General features: G+C 70.2%; 18 protein-coding genes. 16 read left to right on the forward strand and 2 right to left on the reverse strand.

The genetic code is table 11. From position 1 onward, the window contains the following. The 12 genes from ACTJKJ_RS25635 to ACTJKJ_RS25690 form a co-directional block, all read left to right on the forward strand. A partial coding sequence (locus ACTJKJ_RS25635; RefSeq protein ID WP_440822979.1) for an AMP-binding enzyme occupies positions 1-491 on the forward strand: 491 nt, incomplete at its 5' end. Between the two features lie 164 nt (positions 492-655). Further along, on the forward strand, positions 656-1,801 hold the full coding sequence (locus ACTJKJ_RS25640; protein WP_440823005.1) for an ABC transporter substrate-binding protein: 1,146 nt from the start codon (positions 656-658) through the stop codon (positions 1,799-1,801). A 19-nt stretch (positions 1,802-1,820) separates the two neighbouring features. Further along, entirely contained in the window at positions 1,821-2,741 is a 921-nt protein-coding gene (locus tag ACTJKJ_RS25645; protein ID WP_440822981.1) for a branched-chain amino acid ABC transporter permease, read from the forward strand. A 61-nt stretch (positions 2,742-2,802) separates the two neighbouring features. Next, positions 2,803-3,768 (forward strand): branched-chain amino acid ABC transporter permease, encoded by a 966-nt coding sequence (locus ACTJKJ_RS25650; RefSeq protein ID WP_440823007.1) that lies wholly within the window; start codon positions 2,803-2,805, stop codon positions 3,766-3,768. Then, complete coding sequence (locus tag ACTJKJ_RS25655; protein ID WP_440822983.1) at positions 3,761-4,645, forward strand: ABC transporter ATP-binding protein; 885 nt, start codon at positions 3,761-3,763, stop codon at positions 4,643-4,645. Before ACTJKJ_RS25650 ends, ACTJKJ_RS25655 begins: the two co-directional genes overlap by 8 nt. Continuing rightward, entirely contained in the window at positions 4,642-5,355 is a 714-nt protein-coding gene (locus ACTJKJ_RS25660; protein WP_440822985.1) for an ABC transporter ATP-binding protein, read from the forward strand. Before ACTJKJ_RS25655 ends, ACTJKJ_RS25660 begins: the two co-directional genes overlap by 4 nt. Positions 5,356-5,365: 10 nt before the next feature. Continuing rightward, the gene (locus ACTJKJ_RS25665; RefSeq protein WP_147240686.1) at positions 5,366-5,812 is read left to right on the forward strand and encodes an acyl-CoA thioesterase; all 447 of its coding nucleotides are present in this window, start codon (positions 5,366-5,368) and stop codon (positions 5,810-5,812) included. A 13-nt stretch (positions 5,813-5,825) separates the two neighbouring features. Then, the gene (locus ACTJKJ_RS25670; protein WP_440822987.1) at positions 5,826-6,263 is read left to right on the forward strand and encodes a RidA family protein; all 438 of its coding nucleotides are present in this window, start codon (positions 5,826-5,828) and stop codon (positions 6,261-6,263) included. 66 nt (positions 6,264-6,329) lie between these two features. Beyond that, a complete protein-coding gene (locus tag ACTJKJ_RS25675) occupies positions 6,330-7,523 on the forward strand; it encodes an acyl-CoA dehydrogenase (RefSeq protein WP_440822989.1) in 1,194 nt (397 codons plus the stop codon). A 192-nt stretch (positions 7,524-7,715) separates the two neighbouring features. Continuing rightward, a complete protein-coding gene (locus ACTJKJ_RS25680) occupies positions 7,716-7,910 on the forward strand; it encodes a hypothetical protein (RefSeq protein WP_141225431.1) in 195 nt (64 codons plus the stop codon). After that, complete coding sequence (locus ACTJKJ_RS25685; protein WP_440822992.1) at positions 7,910-8,329, forward strand: hypothetical protein; 420 nt, start codon at positions 7,910-7,912, stop codon at positions 8,327-8,329. Before ACTJKJ_RS25680 ends, ACTJKJ_RS25685 begins: the two co-directional genes overlap by 1 nt. A gap of 98 nt (positions 8,330-8,427) precedes the next feature. Further along, positions 8,428-9,201 (forward strand): class II aldolase/adducin family protein, encoded by a 774-nt coding sequence (locus ACTJKJ_RS25690; RefSeq protein WP_297385795.1) that lies wholly within the window; start codon positions 8,428-8,430, stop codon positions 9,199-9,201. 98 nt (positions 9,202-9,299) lie between these two features. Here ACTJKJ_RS25690 and ACTJKJ_RS25695 read toward each other — a convergent pair whose 3' ends face one another. Further along, positions 9,300-9,884, reverse strand: a complete 585-nt coding sequence (locus tag ACTJKJ_RS25695; protein ID WP_440822994.1) for a PH domain-containing protein — start codon at positions 9,882-9,884, stop codon at positions 9,300-9,302. 239 nt (positions 9,885-10,123) lie between these two features. Between ACTJKJ_RS25695 and ACTJKJ_RS25700 the strand changes: the two genes are divergently transcribed. Further along, positions 10,124-12,193 (forward strand): alpha/beta hydrolase family protein, encoded by a 2,070-nt coding sequence (locus ACTJKJ_RS25700; RefSeq protein WP_440822996.1) that lies wholly within the window; start codon positions 10,124-10,126, stop codon positions 12,191-12,193. A gap of 12 nt (positions 12,194-12,205) precedes the next feature. On the opposite strand, the gene ACTJKJ_RS25705 is transcribed toward ACTJKJ_RS25700, so the two are convergent. Continuing rightward, positions 12,206-13,069 (reverse strand): LysR substrate-binding domain-containing protein, encoded by an 864-nt coding sequence (locus ACTJKJ_RS25705; RefSeq protein WP_440822998.1) that lies wholly within the window; start codon positions 13,067-13,069, stop codon positions 12,206-12,208. Positions 13,070-13,204: 135 nt separating this feature from the next. Here ACTJKJ_RS25705 and ACTJKJ_RS25710 point away from each other — a divergent pair, with 135 nt between their 5' ends. Genes ACTJKJ_RS25710 through ACTJKJ_RS25720 form a run of 3 tightly spaced genes read left to right on the forward strand, consistent with a single transcriptional unit; the run spans position 13,205 to position 17,110 of the window. Continuing rightward, positions 13,205-14,254, forward strand: coding sequence for a putative 2-aminoethylphosphonate ABC transporter substrate-binding protein (locus tag ACTJKJ_RS25710; RefSeq protein WP_440822999.1), 1,050 nt, complete (start codon positions 13,205-13,207; stop codon positions 14,252-14,254). A 55-nt stretch (positions 14,255-14,309) separates the two neighbouring features. Next, positions 14,310-15,368, forward strand: a complete 1,059-nt coding sequence (locus tag ACTJKJ_RS25715; RefSeq protein WP_440823001.1) for an ABC transporter ATP-binding protein — start codon at positions 14,310-14,312, stop codon at positions 15,366-15,368. Beyond that, complete coding sequence (locus ACTJKJ_RS25720; protein ID WP_440823002.1) at positions 15,365-17,110, forward strand: putative 2-aminoethylphosphonate ABC transporter permease subunit; 1,746 nt, start codon at positions 15,365-15,367, stop codon at positions 17,108-17,110. Before ACTJKJ_RS25715 ends, ACTJKJ_RS25720 begins: the two co-directional genes overlap by 4 nt. Positions 17,111-17,308 lie beyond the last annotated feature (198 nt).

The following is a 17,308-nucleotide window of genomic DNA, read 5'->3' on the forward strand; positions in this document are numbered from 1 at the left end:
CGGGACGCGACGTGCCGGCGGGCATCGTCGGCAAGCTCGCGGTGCAGGGTCCGACCGGCTGCCGCTACCTTGCCGACGACCGGCAGGCCCAGTACGTGCGGCACGGCTGGAACCTGACCGGCGACGCCTACCTCGTCGACGCCGGCGGCTACTTCGTCTACCAGGCGCGCACCGACGACATGATCATCTCCGGCGGCTACAACATCGCCGGGCCGGAGGTGGAGTCGGCGCTGCTGGCCCATCCGGCGGTCGCCGAATGCGCGGTGGTCGGCGTGCCGGACGAGGAGCGCGGCCAGCTGGTGAAGGCCTTCGTCGTGCTCAAGCCCGGCGCGGCCGGCGCCGACGACGAGGCCGCGCTGGTCAAGGCGATGCAGGACTTCGTCAAGGCCACGATCGCCCCGTACAAGTACCCCCGTGCGATAGAGTTCCGCGCCAGCCTGCCCCGGACCGAGACCGGCAAGCTGCAGCGCTTCCGGCTGCGCGAAGCATGACGCCGCGCGCAGCGATCCCCACCGCGCCCAGCCGTACCGGCGTGACCATCCGACCCGCCCCTCACGGGGCCTTTCTGGAGCGTCCGATGAACGCGAACGAAACGAAGCCGTCGCCGCAGTACGAGTCCACCGTTGTCCAGTGCGCGCTCGCCGCGATCGCCGCCATGGGCGCGGTGCTCGCGCTGGCGGCGCCGGCGCAGGCCGCCGACAAGCTCAAGGTCGGCATGCTGAGCACGCTGTCGGGGCCCGGCGCCGGCCTGGGCGTCGACATCCGCGATGGTTTCGCGCTCGCGGTCCAGCAGGGCGGCGGCAAGCTGGGCGGCCTGCCGGTCGAAGTCCTCACCGCCGATGACCAGCAGAACCCCGAGGTCGCCAAGCAGTCGGCCGAGCGGCTGCTCAAGCGCGACAAGGTCGACGTGATGACCGGCATCGTGTTCTCCAACGTGATGCTGGCCGTCGGCCCCAGCGTCTTCGCGGCGCAGGTGCCCTATGTCAGCGCCAACGCCGGGCCCTCGCAGTACGCCGGCGAGCAGTGCAACCGCTACTTCTTCAACGTCGCCTGGCAGAACGACAACCTGCACGAGGCCGTCGGCAAGACGGTGATGGACAAGGGCTTCAAGAAGGTCGTGGTGCTGGCGCCCAACTACCCCGCCGGCAAGGACGCGGTGGCCGGCTTCAAGCGCTACTACAAGGGCGCGGTGGCCGACGAGATCTACACCAAGCTGGGCCAGCTGGACTACGCCGCGGAACTCGCGCAAGCGCGCGCCGCCAAGCCCGATGCGATGTACATCTTCCTGCCCGGTGGCATGGGCATCAACTTCATCAAGCAGTTCGTCGGCGCGGGGCTGTCCAAGGACATCACGCTGTTCGGGCCGGGCTTCTCCGCGGACGAGGACGTCATCAAGGCGGTCGGCGAGCCGATGCTGGGCATGTTCAACAGCTCGCACTGGGCGCATGACCTGGACAACCCGGCCAACAAGCGCTTCGTCGCCGACTTCGTCAAGGCCTACGGCCGGTTGCCCTCGCTGTACGCGAGCCAGGGCTACGACGCGGCGCAGCTGATCGGCGCGGCGGTGCGCGACGTGAAGGGCAAGGTCGAGGACCGGCCCGCGCTGCTCAAGGCGCTGAAGGCGGCGAAGTTCGACTCGGTGCGCGGCCCCCTCCGCTTCAACCACAACCAGTACCCGGTGCAGGACTACTACCTGCGCGTGATCACCAAGGACCCGCAGGGCCGCGTGACCAACCGGACGCTGGGCAAGATCTTCGAACAGCACGCCGACGCCTACGCGCCGCTGTGCAAGATGAAGTGAAGGCCGCGGGCGCGCATCGATGGACCTCATCCTCGTCGCCGAGCAGGCCCTCAACGGCCTGCAGTTCGGGCTGATGCTGTTCCTGCTGGCGGCCGGCCTGACGCTGGTCTTCGGCATCATGGACCTGATCAACCTGGCGCACGGCTCGCTGTACATGGTCGGCGCCTACCTGGCCGCGGCGGCGATGGCGGCGGGCGCGTCCTTCGGCATCGCCGTGCTCGCGGCGATCGCGGGCACCGCGCTCCTGGGCATGGCGCTGGAGGTGACGCTGCTGCGCCGGCTCTACCAGCGCGACCACCTGAGCCAGGTGCTGGCGACCTTCGCGCTGATCCTGATGCTCAACGAAGGCGTGCGCATGATCTGGGGCGAGCAGCCGCTGATGCTGAACACGCCGGCCGCGCTTTCCGGTCCGGTCGAGCTGCTGCCCGGGCTGATGTATCCCGCCTACCGGCTGCTCATCATCGGCGTGGGGCTGGTGGTGGCGCTGGCGCTGTACCTGCTGGTCACGCGCACGCGCTGGGGCATGTGGGTGCGGGCCGGCGCCTCCAACCGCGCGATGACCACCGCAATGGGCGTGCCCGCGGACCGGCTGTTCACCGCGGTCTTCGGCGTCGGCGCGGCGCTGTGCGCGCTGGCGGGCTCGCTGCTGGGCCCCTTGCTGGCGGTGCAGGTGGGCATGGGCGAGAGCATCCTGATCCTGGCGTTCGTCGTGATCGTGATCGGCGGCATCGGCTCGATCCGCGGCGCGCTGGTCGGCGCGCTGCTGGTGGGGCTGGTGGACACCGGCTCGCGCACGCTGCTGCCCGCGGTGCTGCGGCAGGTGGCGTCGCCGGAGGTGGCGTCCAACCTCGGACCGGCGCTGGCGTCGATCCTGATCTACCTGCTGATGGCGGCGGTGCTGTTCTGGAAACCGCGCGGCCTGTTCCCCGCGAGAGGCTGAGCCCATGACAGAGCCGATCACCGAGCCGATCACCGAGGCCGTGACGACCCGCCACACGCTGCTGCACCATCGCGCCCTGGGCCCCTGGGCCTGGGCGCTGCTGGTGGCGCTGGCGGCCTTGCCGCCGCTGCTGCAGGCGCTGGGCTTGGAGTTCTACACGGTGGTCGCGACGCGGGTGCTGATCTTCGCGATCGCCGCGGCGAGCCTGAACCTGATCCTGGGCTTCGGCGGGCTGGTGAGCTTCGGCCACGCGGCCTTCGTCGGGCTGGGCGCCTACACCGTCGGCGTGCTCGCGGACGCGGGCATCGGCTCGGCCTGGATCGCATGGCCGGCCGCGATGGTCGTGTCGGGCGTCGCGGCGGCGGTGATCGGCGCCATCAGCCTGCGCACGCGCGGCGTGTACTTCATCATGATCACACTGGCCTTCGCGCAGATGTTCCATTACCTGGCGGTCTCGCTGAAGGCCTACGGCGGCGACGACGGCCTGCCGCTGACGGCGCGCTCGACCCTGTCCGGCCTGCCGCTCAGCCTCGCCGACGATGCCTCGTTCTACTGGGTCGCGCTGGCCATCTTCGCGCTGGTGTTCGCGGGCCTGCGCCGGCTGGTCAATTCGCCGCTGGGCTGGCTGCTGCAGGCGGCGCGGGAGAACGAGACCCGCGTCGCCGCGACCGGCGGCCGGGTCTTCGCGGTGCAGTGGACCGCCTTTGTCGTCGCCGGTGCGATCGCGGGCCTGGCCGGCGCGCTGCTGGCCAACCTGAACGGCCTGGTGTCGCCGCACCTGATGCACTGGTCGCAGTCGGGCCAGCTGATGGTGATGGTGATCCTGGGCGGCGCCGGCGCGCTGTGGGGCGGACCGCTGGGCGCGGCCGCCTTCCTGCTGCTCGAGGAACTGCTGTCCGGCGTCACGATCCACTGGCAGTTCGCGCTCGGTGCGATCCTGCTGGTGGTCGTGCTGTTCGCTCCGCGCGGGCTCACCGGGCTGGTCGGGCGCTGGAGCGCCAAGTCCAAGGAGGCCGTGCATGCCTGAGGCTCTGCACGACCTGTCGAGGGCGGCGTCGTCGCGCTTGCCCGAGCTCGCGCTGCTGCAGGTGCATCGGCTGGTGAAGCGCTTCGGCGCGCTGACCGCGACCGACGAGGCCAGCCTCGAGGTGCGCGCCGGCGAGACCCATGCGCTGATCGGCCCGAACGGGGCCGGCAAGACGACGCTGATCCACCAGATCTCCGGCGCGCTGGCGCCCGATGGCGGCGGCCTGTTCTTCGACGGCGAGGACGTCACCGCGCTGTCGATGCCGCAGCGCGTGCGCGGCGGCCTGGTGCGCTCGTTCCAGATCACCAGCATCTACCGGCGCTTCACCGTGCTGGACAACGTGGTGCTGGCGGTGCTCGCGCGGCGGCCGGCGGCGCCCTCGTGGTGGCGACCGGCGCGCGCGGACGAGGCCGCTTATGCCGATGCCGAGGCGATGCTGGCGCTGGTGGGCCTGACGGCGATGGCCGACCGCGTCGCGGGCACGCTGGCGCATGGCGAGCAGCGCCAGCTGGAACTCGCGCTCGCGCTGGCGGCGCGGCCGCGGCTGCTGCTGCTGGACGAGCCGATGGCGGGCATGGGGCCGGACGAGTCGGCGCGCATGGTCGAGCTGCTGTCGGCGCTGAAGGCGCAGCGGCTGACGCTCCTGCTGGTCGAGCACGACATGGACGCGGTCTTCCGGCTCGCCGACCGCGTGTCGGTGCTGGTGAGCGGGCGCGTCATCGCCACCGGCACGCCGGACGAGATCCGCAACGACGCGGCGGTCCGGCAGGCCTACCTCGGCGACGAGGCGGATGACGCGGACCGGGCGGACGCGATGGATGCGGCGGGCGCGGCCGGCCCGTCGGCCCGGAGCCACCCGGCGAAGGAGGGCGCATGAGCGACGCGCTGCTCGAGATCGAGGGCCTGCGCGCCGGCTACGGTGGCAGCCAGGTGCTGTTCGGCGTCGACCTGCGCATCGCGCCGGGCGAGGTCGCGACGCTGCTGGGCCGCAACGGCATGGGCAAGAGCACGACGCTGCGTTGCCTGACCGGCTGGCTGGCGCCGAGCGGCGGACGCATCCGCTTCGCCGGTGAGGACGTGACCGGCTGGCGCGCCGACCGCGTCGCGCGGCTGGGCCTGGCCATCGTGCCCGAGGGGCGCCAGGTCTTCCCCAACCTCAGCGTGCTGGAGCACCTGCGGGCTTTCGAGGCCAACCGCTGCCGCGCGGCCGAGCCGTGGAGCGTCGAGCGGGTCTTCGCGCTGTTCCCGCGGCTGCGGGAGCGCGCGGCCAACCTCGGCCAGCAGCTGTCCGGCGGCGAGCAGCAGATGCTCGCCATCGGCCGCGCGCTGGTCACCAACCCGCGGCTGCTGGTGCTAGACGAGGCCACCGAGGGCCTGGCGCCGCTGATCCGCGAGGACATCTGGCGCTGCCTGGACACGCTGCGCCAGGCGGGCCAGACCATCCTGGTGGTCGACAAGTATGTGAAGCGGCTGATCCGCCTCGCCGACCGGCACAGCATCGTGGAGCGCGGCCAGGTCGTCTGGCGCGGCGACTCCGCGGCGCTGGCGGCCGATCACGGCGTGTGGCACCGCCATCTGGGCGTCTGAGGAGGACGATGTGACGAATGCCGCCTTCGAGCGTGAGGTGCTGGTCCGCTTCGGTCATTGCGACCCGGCCGGCATCGTGTTCTTCCCGCGCTATTACGAGCTGCTGAACGCCTTCGTCGAGGACTGGTTCAACGAGGGCCTGGGCGTGTCGTACGCCGAGTTGCTGGGCCCGCGTCGCATCGGCCTGCCCACGGTGCAGCTGCAGACCAATTTCGAGCGCATCAGCCGCCAGGGCGACCGGCTCACGCAGCGGCTGTGGATCGAGCGGGTGGGGCGCAGCTCGCTGTCGCTGCGGGTGCGCTTCGACGGCGCCGACGGCGCGCGCGTGAGCTTCGGCCAGGTGCTGGTGTGCACCTCGCTGGAGACGCATCAGTCCCAGCCCTTTCCCGAGGACGTCCGCGCCGCGCTGGTGCGGGCGGTCCAGGCGCAGCAATCCCATCAATCGTCCGAGCAGTAGAGGAGTCACGACGATGAGCCACGAGAACGAGAAGAACACCCCCGCCGCCAAGCGCCTGCTGCAGCCGGCGGCCTGGGCCGCGCCGCGCGGTTATGCCAATGGCGTGGCCGCGGTCGGCACGCAGGTCTTCGTCGCCGGCCAGATCGGCTGGAACGGGCAGTGCCAGTTCGAGAGCGACGATTTCGTCGACCAGGTGCGGCAGGCCTTGATCAACATCAAGGCGGTGCTGGCCGAGGCCGGGGCCGAGCCCAGGCACATTGCGCGGATGACCTGGTACCTGGTCGACAAGCGCGAGTACGTCGCGCGCGGCCGCGAGGTCGGGCGGGCCTACCGCGAGGTGCTGGGCAGCGAGTACGGCATCGCGATGACCGCCGTGCAGGTGGCGGGGCTGATCGAGGATCGTGCGAAGGTTGAAATCGAGGTGACGGCGGTGGTGCCGGCGCGGGACTAGGATCGGTCCCAGCCTGCGCCGCGTCCCGAGAGACGCAGTCACATCAACAGGAACGGAAGAGACATCATGAGCCAAGCATCCAAGGCCGCGAAGGCCGCATTCCACTGGGACGATCCGCTGCTGCTGGAGCAGCAGCTGAGCGACGACGAGCGCGCCGTGCGCGACGCGGCGCGGGCCTACTGCCAGGACCGGCTGGTGCCGCGGGTGCTGGAGGCCTTCCGGCATGAGAAGACCGACGCGGCGATCTTCCGCGAGATGGGCGAACTGGGCCTGCTGGGGCCGACGATTCCGGAGGAGTACGGCGGCGCCGGGCTGAACTATGTCTGCTACGGCCTGATCGCGCGCGAGGTCGAGCGCGTGGACAGCGGCTACCGCTCGATGATGAGCGTGCAGAGCTCGCTGGTGATGGTGCCGATCCACGAGTTCGGCAACGAGGCGACCCAGCGCAAGTACCTGCCCAAGCTGGCCAGCGGCGAGTGGATCGGTTGCTTCGGACTGACCGAGCCGAACCACGGCTCGGACCCGGGGTCGATGATCACGCGGGCGCGCAAGGTCGAGGGCGGCTACTCGCTCAGCGGCAGCAAGATGTGGATCACCAACAGCCCGATCGCGGACGTGTTCGTCGTCTGGGCCAAGGACGACGGCGGCCAGATCCGCGGCTTCGTGCTGGAGAAGGGCTGGAAGGGCCTGAGCGCGCCGGCGATCCACGGCAAGGTGGGACTGCGCGCGTCCATCACCGGCGAGATCGTGATGGACGAGGTGTTCTGCCCCGAGGAGAACGCCTTCCCCGAGGTGCGCGGCCTGAAGGGCCCGTTCACCTGCCTGAACAGCGCCCGCTACGGCATCGCCTGGGGCGCGCTGGGCGCGGCCGAGGCCTGCTGGCACACCGCGCGGCAGTACACGATGGACCGCAAGCAATTCGGCAAGCCGCTGGCCGCCAACCAGCTGGTGCAGAAGAAGCTGGCCGACATGCAGACCGAGATCACGCTGGGCCTGCAGGGCTGCCTGCGGCTGGGGCGCATGAAGGACGAGGGCACGGCGGCGGTGGAGATCACGTCGATCATGAAGCGCAACAGCTGCGGCAAGTCGCTGGAGATCGCGCGCACCGCGCGGGACATGCTGGGCGGCAACGGCATCAGCGACGAGTTCGGCATCGCGCGCCACCTGGTCAATCTCGAGGTGGTCAACACCTACGAGGGCACGCATGACATCCACGCGTTGATCCTGGGACGGGCGCAGACGGGGATTGCGGCGTTCTGAACGACCTGCCCCGCCGGAGCATGCTTCCCGCGGGGCTCGTCACTGATACGGGTCATTGATCGAGATCTCCGGCAGTGCAATGCTGCCGACCATTCGTTCCTGTTCGCCGGCTCATGCGCCGCATCGCAGGTCCGTCGCCGTTCGATCATTGCCAATTAGCCCCATGGCCTCACGGCTGTAGGGTCGCTTCCCATGAAGTCCTCGGCTGCCCGCAAGTACATCACCGTGCACACGATCCGGCGCGCGAACAAGCGTCTCATGACGCGTGAGCGTGACCACGAGCCGTCGCCTGCGGTGCGCGCCGTACTTCCCAGCCGGGAGGACATCGTCAGGGCCGCGAACAATGCACTTGAGCGATGGTTGGCGAAAGCCAAGGTCATCGTCTGATGCTGCACCAGACATTCCAGTCCTTCGTTCAGAACCCCAGGGACCTTGCAGGCCTGATTGCGTACGCGCTCTACAAGGCGGACAAGGTGGAATTCATGAAGGCGCATCCGCAGGTGGATGTGCACGGCTTTGTGCTGAGCATGAATCTGCCATCGCAGATCGACACGTACCGCACGCGCGCGGAAATCATGCTCGAGGATATGGCCGAGGAGTCGCTGTCGGACGCGCTGGCGGACGCTGAGGCCGATCATCTGAGGCGGCTGAGGCGGATCGAACGCACGCTCGGCTTCTGGTCCGGCGTGTGGTCCAACGTCATTGCCAACCTGATCGCCGCGGGCATTTCCGTCTTCCTTGTCGTGCTGGTGTTCGGAAGCAAGATCAACTTCTGGTCTGGCTTGCTGAAGTACCTTGCTCAATGACGATGTCCTGAACGCGACAGCCGCGGTGGCGCTCCGGGAGGACGATCCGCCGCGGACCCGGCCCGAGGAAAGGCCGGGCGCGACCAGGAGACGCGTTCATGGACGACATCACCGCCCGGATCCCATCGCTCAAGGGTCAGGTCAGCGACGCCGAATGGCAGCTGCGCGTGGACCTGGCCGCCTGCTACCGGCTGGTGGCGCGCTACGGCTGGAGCGACCTGATCTTCACGCACATCAGCGCGCGGCTGCCCGGCGACGCGCATGAGTTCCTGATCAACCCCTACGGCCTGATGTTCGACGAGATCACGGCCTCCAGCCTGATCAAGGTCGACGCGCTCGGCAACAAGCTGCAGGAGACGCCGTTTCCGGTGAACCAGGCCGGCTTCATCATCCATTCGGCCATCCATGCGGCGCGGCCGGACGTGGGTTGCGTGCTGCACACGCACACGCGGGCCGGCGTGGCGGTGTCGGCGCAGAAGGACGGCGTGCTGCCGATCTCGCAGCAGTCGACCTTCGTGCTGGCCTCGCTGGCGTACCACGACTACGAGGGCGTCGCGATCCGTCCGGACGAGCAGCCGCGCTTGCAGCGCGACCTCGGCGACAAGATCTTCTACTGCCTGCGCAACCACGGCCTGCTGACCGTGGGCAGGACCATCGGCGACGCCTTCCTGTCGATGTACACCTTCGAGAGCGCCTGCCAGATCCAGATCGCCGCGCAGTCCGGCGGCGCGGCGCTCACGTCGGTCGACGACGCGATCATCCGCGGCACGGCCGAGTCGATGCGGGTGCAGACCGGCGGCCTGGGCGGTGCCTTCGTCTGGCCGACGCTGCTGCGGCAGGCGCATCGGCAATGCCCGGGGTTCGACGCCTGAAGCGCGACGCCCCGCGGCCAGCGGGGCGGTGGGGCGTCGCGGCCAGCGCGGGCCGCCAGGGTCCGCCTTGGGCCGCCAGGGTCCGCCAGAAGCCGGGCTCAGCCCCAGACCCGCGGTGGCCGACCCAGGCTGGTCTCGGTGAGCAGCGTGCGGGTGCGATCGTCGAGGGCCTCGGGCGGCACCCCCGCCAGCGCGAGCCGCGCGAACTCCGGCAGGCCCATCAGCATCGCCGAGACGCGCACGCGGGTGCGCTGGTGGTCTTCCAGCACGAACCATTTCATGCCCGGCGAGAAGCGGATCCGCCGGACGTCCGCCCAGCGCATGACGCCGCGCCGGCCCAGCAGGCGGCCATAGGCGATGGCGTCCTCCGACACCTGGTGGCGGCCGTAGATGTAGTCCAGGATCATCGGCGCCGACATCAGCCCGAGGCTGATGAAGCAGAGCGTGGTCCAGACGGTCGCGGTGGGGTTCTTGCCGACGGTGTTGGAGATGATCGCGAGCCCGAAGAAGAACACCGCGCCGATGACGCCGATCACCAGCGTGCTGATCGGATGGCGCAGCAACTGCGCCTCAGCCTCGGGACGGGGCTTCAGCCGGTTGCGACCGACCCAGCCCATGACGAGCGCCATTGCGGCGCCCCAGAGCGTCCATTGGACGAGCGATTGCCACCAGGTGTCTTGCATGGGCGATTGCGGATGAGGGGAGGTCGTGCAGCGGGCCTATGAATGTCGCTCCGCGCGGCTGGCAGGGAGCAGGAGTATCGCGGTGGGAATCCCCCTTCAAGGGGATCGGTGCTTGCGGGACTTCCCGCAGCCCGGCTGAGCGCTGCGGGCGATAGCATCCCGCGCCGACAAGCACAACAAGACCACCTCGGCCGCTCGCTCGGCACGTGGATCAGGAGAGGAACCCGCCGATGACACCGATGTCTTCCCTGCGCCGCCGCGCGCTGTCGTTCGCGCTCGCCATGGTCGGGCTGCAAGGGGCCGCGCTGGCCCAATCCGCGTCCGCGCCGAGCTCTGTGCCGCCCGAGGTCTTCTTCAAGGACGCCACGCTGCATGAGGCCCGCCTGTCGCCGAACGGGAAACGGCTCGCCGTCGCGGCGCCCGGCGCGGCTGGCCTGCGCGTGGGGCTGTACGTCTTCGAACTCGGCCCCAGGATCGAGGCCCGACGAGTGGTGCAGTTCGCCAACGAGGATGTGGGCTCCTTCCAGTGGGTCAACGACGACAAGCTGGTCTTCTCGGCCACCGACCGCCGCATCGCCTCAGGCACGCACTACCAAGCCGTGGGTCTTTATTCGGTGGCCGCGGACGGCACCGGCGCGCGTCAATTGATCCAGCGCGAACATGAGGCGGAAACGGAGCGCAAGGCCTTCGGCGGGGCGTTGACCTGGAACCATCGCCTGCTCGACGTGCCATTTCCCCATGAGGGAGAGCCGGGCAATCGGGTGCTGGTGGGCAAGTTCGGCATCAACCGCTCCAACAACCGGGCGGCTTACACGCCGTTCTGGCTCAACATCGATACCGGCCGAGCCGTGCCGGCCAGTTTCGACGAACCGCGTGGCGCGGTGAGTTTCCTTTTCGACAGCCACGGGGAAGCGCGCGTGGTGGTGACCGAGCAGGATGGCGTGCGCGTGGCCTATTGGCGTGGTCCCGACCAGAAGACCTGGACCGAGATCACTCGTGGCGACCTGCTGGGGCTGCCCTTCGTGCCCACGGCCGTCGACGATGCGGGCCGTCTGTTCGTGCGGCGCCTCGACGGGCCGCAGCGCTATGACGTGGTCACGCGGTTTGACTTCCAGACCGGCAAGCCGGAACCCCGTGCCCTGCTCAGCACCCCCGGCTTCGACGCGCAGGCGACGGTGATCCTCGATGCGGGGCGCACGGTCGGCTTGCGCTATGAAACCGATGCGCAGGCGACCGCCTGGTTCGCCCCGGCCATGCGCGAGTTCCAGAAGCAGGTCGATGCGCGCTTCGCCGAGGGTGTCAATGAGATCCAATGCGCCCGTTGCGGCAAGCCGGACATGGTGGCGTTGGTGCGCAATTTCTCCGACCGTGAGCCGGGTTCCTATTGGGTGTATCGCGGTGGGGTGCCGGATGCCGAGCGCTGGCAGCCGGTGGGGCGACAGCGCCCGGACGTCGATCCGCGCACGATGGCGAGCCAGGAATTGCATCGCATCAAGGCCCGCGACGGCATCGACCTCCCGGTCTGGCTGACCGTGCCGCAGGGCACGGCGCCGGGCAAGCCCGCGCCGGCGGTCGTGCTGGTGCACGGCGGGCCCTTCGTCAAGGGGCGCAGTTGGGAGTGGAATGGCATGGCGCAGTTCCTTGCTTCACGGGGTTATCTGGTGATCGAGCCGGAGTTCCGAGGCAGCCGTGGTTACGGCGACAAGCACTATCGCGACGGGTTCCGCCAATGGGGGCAGGCGATGCAGGACGACGTCGCGGACGCGCTCGTCTGGGCGCGCCAGCAGAAATTGGCGTCCGACCGCGCCTGCATCGCCGGTGCCAGCTATGGCGGGTACAGCACGCTGATGGGCCTGGCCAAGGACGGCCCGCTGTATCGCTGCGGGCTGGCCTGGTTGGGCGTCAGCGACCTGATGCTGCTCGTCAAGGGCGACCGATGGGTCGACGATGACCTGGGAAGCTCCTACCGGAGCTTCATGGCGCCCACCATGGTGGGCGATCCGGTCAAGGATGCCGACATGCTTCGCGCGAACTCGCCGATCACATTGGCCGACCGGATCCGCGCGCCGTTGATGCTGGTGTACGGAGAACGCGACGTGCGCGTCCCGATCGAGCATGGCGAACGCATGCGCGAGGCGCTGGTCAAGGCGGGGCGGCCACCCGAGTGGGTGACCTACCGTGGCGAGGCCCATGGTTTTGGCAACACCGACAACCAGGTCGACTTCGCCCGTCGCGTCGAGACCTTCCTCGCCAAGCACCTGAAGGATGCGCCGCCCACCGCGCAGGCCGGCCAGCCGACAGGGCAATGAGGCCGGGCGGCCTCAGCCGCCGGCCTCGACGCAGCCCAGCATCGCCTCGATGAGCCGCGCGCCCTGCCGTTCGCGCAGGCAGTAGAGGTACTCCCGCACCATCGGCATCGGCGCCTCGAAGGGCAGGGCGACCAGCTCCGGGTCGCGCCCGGTCTCGTGCGCGGCGAAGATGCTGACCCCCAGCCCGCGCACCACCGCCTCCCGCAGCGCCTCGCGGCTGGCGATCTCCATCTGCGCCCGCGGGCGCACGCCCGCCGCCTCCAGCGCCTGCTCGGTCAGCGCGCGCGTCATCGAGCCGCGCTCCCGCATCAGCAGCGTTTCCGCGCCCAGCGCCGCCGGCGGCACCGCCGTCGCCCGCGCCAGCGCATGCCCGCGCGGCAGCAGCAGCACCAGCGGATCGGCCCCCAGCGCCACCCGGTGCAGCCGCGGGTCGTCCTCCAGATGGCTGGAGGTCGCCAGGTCCACCTGGTAGGCGAGCAGCGCATCCACCATCTGCCGCGAATTGCCGGCCGACACGCTCAGCTCCACCCGCGGATGGCGGACCTTGAAGCGCTGCACCAGCGTCAGCGTGTAGTAGGGCGCCGTCGCGCCCAGGCGCAGCGTCCCGCCCTGCAGCTCGGCCGAGTTGCGCAGCGCGAATTCGATGTCCAGTTCCTGCTGCAGCAGCGCGTCCACCTGCGGCATCAGCCGCCGGCCGGCCTCGCTCAGCGTCAGCCGGCCGCCGCCGCGGTGGAAGAGCTCCACCCCGTACTGCTCCTCCAGCGCCCGGACCTGCGTCGTCACCGTCGGTTGCGACAGCCCCAGCTGCCGCGCCGCGCCGGTGATCGATCCCAGCCGCGCCACCGCGAAGAAGGCCTTGAGCTGGTTCACCAGCATGACGGCGACCCCAAATCCGCCAATACCGGCTTTCGGGAACTTGGGCCGTTTGACGCGTCAATGACATATGCCATTCCTACAGTGTCGCCCATCGATCACCCCGACCGGGGTGCCGCATCCCCCCATGGAGCGCCCATGCGTCTCAAGTCCTTCTCGACCCTCGTCCACACCGCCGCCGCGCTGAGCCTGGCGGTGATCGCCGCGCTGACCAGCCCCGAGGCCCACGCCCAGGGCAGGACCGAACTGCTGGTCTACAGCGCGCTCGAAGCCGACCAGATCAAGGCCTACAAGACCGCCTTCGAGCAGGACCACCCGGCCATCGAGCTGAAGTTCGTGCGCGAGTCCACCGGCATCGTCACCGCGCGCCTGCTGGCCGAGAAGGCCAATCCGCAGGCCGACGTCGTCTGGGGACTGGCCGCGACCTCGCTGATGCTGCTGGACAAGGAAGGCATGCTGGCGGCCTACGCGCCCAAGGGCCTCGAGCAGGTGCGTCCCACCATGCGCGACCCGCGGCCGCAGCCGACCTGGGTCGGCATGGACCTGTGGTCGTCCGCGGTCTGCTTCAACACCGCCGAGGCGGCCAGGCGCAACCTGCCGCGGCCCGCCGCCTGGAGCGACCTCACCCAGCCCGTCTACAAGGGCCTGCTGACGATGCCGCATCCCGCCTCCAGCGGCACCGGCTATCTGATGGTCTCGGCCTGGCTGCAGATGATGGGCGAGGCCAAGGGCTGGGCCTTCATGGACGCGCTGCACCAGAACATCGGCGTCTACACCCACAGCGGCTCCAAGCCCTGTCGCCAGGCCGGCGCCGGCGAGTTCCCGGTGGGCCTGTCCTTCGAGTACCGCGCCAACAAGACGAAGAAGGAAGGCGCGCCCATCGACATCGTCTTCCCGAAGGAGGGCCTGGGCTGGGATGTCGAGGCCACCGCGATCATGAAGTCGACCCGCAAGCCCGAGGCCGCCCGGGCGCTGGCCGACTGGGCGGTGACCCGCAAGGCCAATGAGCTGTACGCGAAGAACTTCGCCGTGCTGGCGCTGCCGTCGGTGCAGGAGCAGCTGGAGTACGTGCCGTCCGACCTCGACAAGCTGCTGGCGAAGAACGACTTCGGCTGGGCCGCCGCCAACCGGGATCGCATCCTGGCCGAGTGGTCGCGCCGCTACGAGGCCAAGGCCGAGAAGAAGTGATCCGGCCCGGGCCACCGGCCGACAGGCACCACGGATGACGGACCACGGACGAGCCATGCTGCACCTGCGCCAGATCACCAAGCGTTTCGGCTCCCAGACGGTGCTGCAGGACATCGACCTGGACCTGCGCGCCGGCGAGTTCGTCTCGCTGCTCGGCCCGTCGGGCTGCGGCAAGACCACGCTGCTGCGCATCGTCTGCGGCATCGAGACGCCCGAGCTCGGGCAGGTGCTGATGCAGGGACAGGACATCACCGCCTGGCCGGCATCGCAGCGCCGTTTCGGCGTCGTGTTCCAGTCCTACGCGCTGTTCCCCAACATGACGGCGATGGAGAACGTCCGCTATGGACTGAGCGGCCTGCCGCGCCGCGAAGCGGCCGAGCGCGCCGCGGAGATGCTGGCGCTGGTGGGCCTGCCGGAGCAGGCCGGCAAGTTTCCCTCGCAGCTCTCCGGCGGCCAGCAGCAGCGGGTCGCGCTGGCGCGCGCGCTGGCGCCGCGACCGCGGCTGCTGCTGCTGGATGAGCCGCTGTCGGCGCTGGACGCGCAGGTGCGGCAGGAGCTGCGCGCCGAGATCCGCGCGCTGCAGCAGCGCCTGGGCATCACGACGCTGATGGTCACCCATGACCAGGACGAGGCGCTGGCGATGTCCGATCGCGTGGTGCTGCTCGCCCGCGGACAGATCGCGCAGCAGGGCGCGCCGCGCGAGCTCTACGAGCAGCCGGCCAGCGCGTTGGTGGCCGGCTTCATCGGGCGCATGAACTGGATGGAGGGGCAGGTGGTGGCCGAGGGCCGGGTGCGCGTGGGCACCACGCTGGTCGACTGCGACACGCGCGTCTACAAGACCGGCAGCGTGGTGCGGCTGGGCATCCGGCCTGAGGCGGTGCAGCTGCTCGACGGCGCGGGTGCGATGCTGCGCGCGCGCGTCGACGCGCTCCAGTTCCAGGGCGCGGTGACGCAGGTGCTGCTGCGCAGCGACGCGCTCGGCGGGGCCTTGAGCGTCGAGCTGCCCAGCGCCGAGGCCGCGGGCCTGCGGGAGGGCGAGGTCCGCGGACTGCGCCTGGCGGCCGCGGCGATCCAGCTCTTCGACGCGCCGCTGTCGATGCGGAGGGTCGCGTGAGCGGCGGTCCGGCGCGCGTGCGGGCGAGCGAGCCAGGGACGGCGATCCCGCGCGCGGCGCACGAGCGTCCCGCTCGGCGCTGGCCCGTCGAGGCCTGGGCGCTGCGCGGGCTGCTGGCCGCGGCGCTGGTCGTGCTGACGCTGATCATCCTGCTGCCGCTGGTGTCGCTGCTGGCGCAGAGCGTGCTGGACGGGCAGGGGCGCTTCGTCGGCGGCGCGCACTTCGCCGCGTACTTCTCGACCGGTCGCTGGAGCGCGCTGTGGCACAGCGTCGCGCTGTCGGCGGTGTCGGCGCTGGTCTGCATCGTGCTGGCCTACGGCTACGCCTGGGCGCTGACGCACACCGCGCTGCCGGCGCGGGCAGTGTGGCGCGCGCTGGCGCTGCTGCCGCTGCTGGCGCCGTCGCTGCTGGCGGCCATCGGGCTGGTCTATGCCTTCGGCAATCAGGGCCTGTTGAAGGGCGTGCTGCACGCGGTCGGCGTGGACGGCATCTACGGGCCGGCCGGCATCGTGATGGGGTCGGTGCTGTGGACCTTCCCGCACGCGATGCTGATCCTGGTCACGACGCTGTCCGCGAACGACGCCCGGACCCTGGAGGCCGCGCGCTGCCTGGGCGCGGGCGGCTGGCGCGTGTTCCGCACCGTGACGCTGCCGGCCAGCCGCTACGGGCTGCTGATCTCGCTGGTGGTCGTGTTCGTGCTGGTGCTGACCGACTTCGGTGTGCCCAAGGTGGTCGGCGGGCAGACGCCGATGCTGGCCACCGACATCTACAAGGAAGTGGTCGGCCAGCAGCGCCTGGACCGCGGCGCCGTGGTGGCGCTGCTCCTGCTGCTGCCGGCGCTGGGCGCCTTCGCGCTGGAGCAGCGCCTGCGCGCCCGCCAGCGGGCGGTGCTGAGCCTGCGCGCGGTGCCGCACGTCCCCACGCCGCATGCGCCGCGGGACCTGGCCGCGCTGCTGTATTGCGCGGTCGTCGCCGCGGCGCTGGTGGGTGTGTTCGGCGTCGCCGTGTATGCGTCCTTCGCGCAGTACTGGCCGTACCAGCTCGCGCCGACGCTGTCGCATTACCAGTTCGACATGAGCGATGGCGGCGGCTGGGCCAGCTATTGGAACTCGCTGCGCATGGCGCTGTGGACGGCGGCGGCGGGCACGGTGATGAGCTTCGCGGTGGCTTGGCTGGTGGACAAGCCGCGCGGGCATCGCGCCGCGCGCGGGCTGATCAACGCGATGGCGACGCTGCCGATGGCGGTGCCGGGACTGGCGCTGGGGCTGGGCTACATCCTGTTCTTCAACGCGCCGTGGAATCCGCTGCGCGGCTGGTATGGCGGGCTGGGCATCCTGGTGCTGTGCACGGTGGCGCACTACTACTCGGTGGCGCACTTGACGCAGCTGGGCGCGCTGCGCCAGCTCGACCCCGAGTACGAGCGCGTGGCCGAGTCGCTGGGGCTGCCGTTCTGGACCCATCTGGTGCGCGTGCACCTGCCCATCGCGATCCCGACGCTGGTGCAGGTGGCGGGCTACTTCTTCGTGAGCGCGTTGACGACGGTGTCGGCGGTGGTGTTCCTGTACTCGCCCGACACGGCGCTGGCGGCGGTCGCGGTGCTGGCCATGGACGATGCCGGCGATACCGCGCCAGCCGCGGCGATGGCGACGCTGCTGTTCGCGACGGCGGCGATCGGGCGCGGCGTCATCGGCCTGGCCGGCCACCTGCTGGTGCAGCGCACGCAGCGCTGGCGCGCCCGGTAGCGGCATGGATGACATGACGCGCCCTGCTGCGCCTGCGCGCCTTTTCGCTCCCTTTTTTCTCTTTCACTTCATTCGCTCTCACTGCCTCTCGCTTCTTCTCGCTTCTTCCGCTCACTCTGCCCACCCTCACTCCCGGTCGCTTTCTCTCGCTGCCGCCAACTCCCTCTCCCGCTTGCGGGAGAGGGTAGGGGTGAGGGT

The organism is Roseateles sp. 22389, assembly GCF_052044995.1.
Lineage (GTDB): Bacteria > Pseudomonadota > Gammaproteobacteria > Burkholderiales > Burkholderiaceae_C > Roseateles.

What these genes read in the sequence shown, in the direction of transcription:
- ACTJKJ_RS25640 (WP_440823005.1), top strand. Translation starts at nt 656, where the DNA reads ATGGGCGCGGTGCTCGCGCTGGCGGCGCCGGCGCAGGCCGCCGACAAG.
- ACTJKJ_RS25660 (WP_440822985.1), top strand. Translation starts at nt 4,642, where the DNA reads ATGAGCGACGCGCTGCTCGAGATCGAGGGCCTGCGCGCCGGCTACGGT.
- ACTJKJ_RS25715 (WP_440823001.1), top strand. Translation starts at nt 14,310, where the DNA reads ATGCTGCACCTGCGCCAGATCACCAAGCGTTTCGGCTCCCAGACGGTG.
- ACTJKJ_RS25675 (WP_440822989.1), top strand. Translation starts at nt 6,330, where the DNA reads ATGAGCCAAGCATCCAAGGCCGCGAAGGCCGCATTCCACTGGGACGAT.
- ACTJKJ_RS25670 (WP_440822987.1), top strand. Translation starts at nt 5,826, where the DNA reads ATGAGCCACGAGAACGAGAAGAACACCCCCGCCGCCAAGCGCCTGCTG.
- ACTJKJ_RS25710 (WP_440822999.1), top strand. Translation starts at nt 13,205, where the DNA reads ATGCGTCTCAAGTCCTTCTCGACCCTCGTCCACACCGCCGCCGCGCTG.
- ACTJKJ_RS25645 (WP_440822981.1), top strand. Translation starts at nt 1,821, where the DNA reads ATGGACCTCATCCTCGTCGCCGAGCAGGCCCTCAACGGCCTGCAGTTC.
- ACTJKJ_RS25690 (WP_297385795.1), top strand. Translation starts at nt 8,428, where the DNA reads ATGGACGACATCACCGCCCGGATCCCATCGCTCAAGGGTCAGGTCAGC.
- ACTJKJ_RS25685 (WP_440822992.1), top strand. Translation starts at nt 7,910, where the DNA reads ATGCTGCACCAGACATTCCAGTCCTTCGTTCAGAACCCCAGGGACCTT.
- ACTJKJ_RS25705 (WP_440822998.1), bottom strand. Translation starts at nt 13,069, where the DNA reads ATGCTGGTGAACCAGCTCAAGGCCTTCTTCGCGGTGGCGCGGCTGGGA.
- ACTJKJ_RS25700 (WP_440822996.1), top strand. Translation starts at nt 10,124, where the DNA reads ATGTCTTCCCTGCGCCGCCGCGCGCTGTCGTTCGCGCTCGCCATGGTC.
- ACTJKJ_RS25695 (WP_440822994.1), bottom strand. Translation starts at nt 9,884, where the DNA reads ATGCAAGACACCTGGTGGCAATCGCTCGTCCAATGGACGCTCTGGGGC.
- ACTJKJ_RS25680 (WP_141225431.1), top strand. Translation starts at nt 7,716, where the DNA reads ATGAAGTCCTCGGCTGCCCGCAAGTACATCACCGTGCACACGATCCGG.
- ACTJKJ_RS25655 (WP_440822983.1), top strand. Translation starts at nt 3,761, where the DNA reads ATGCCTGAGGCTCTGCACGACCTGTCGAGGGCGGCGTCGTCGCGCTTG.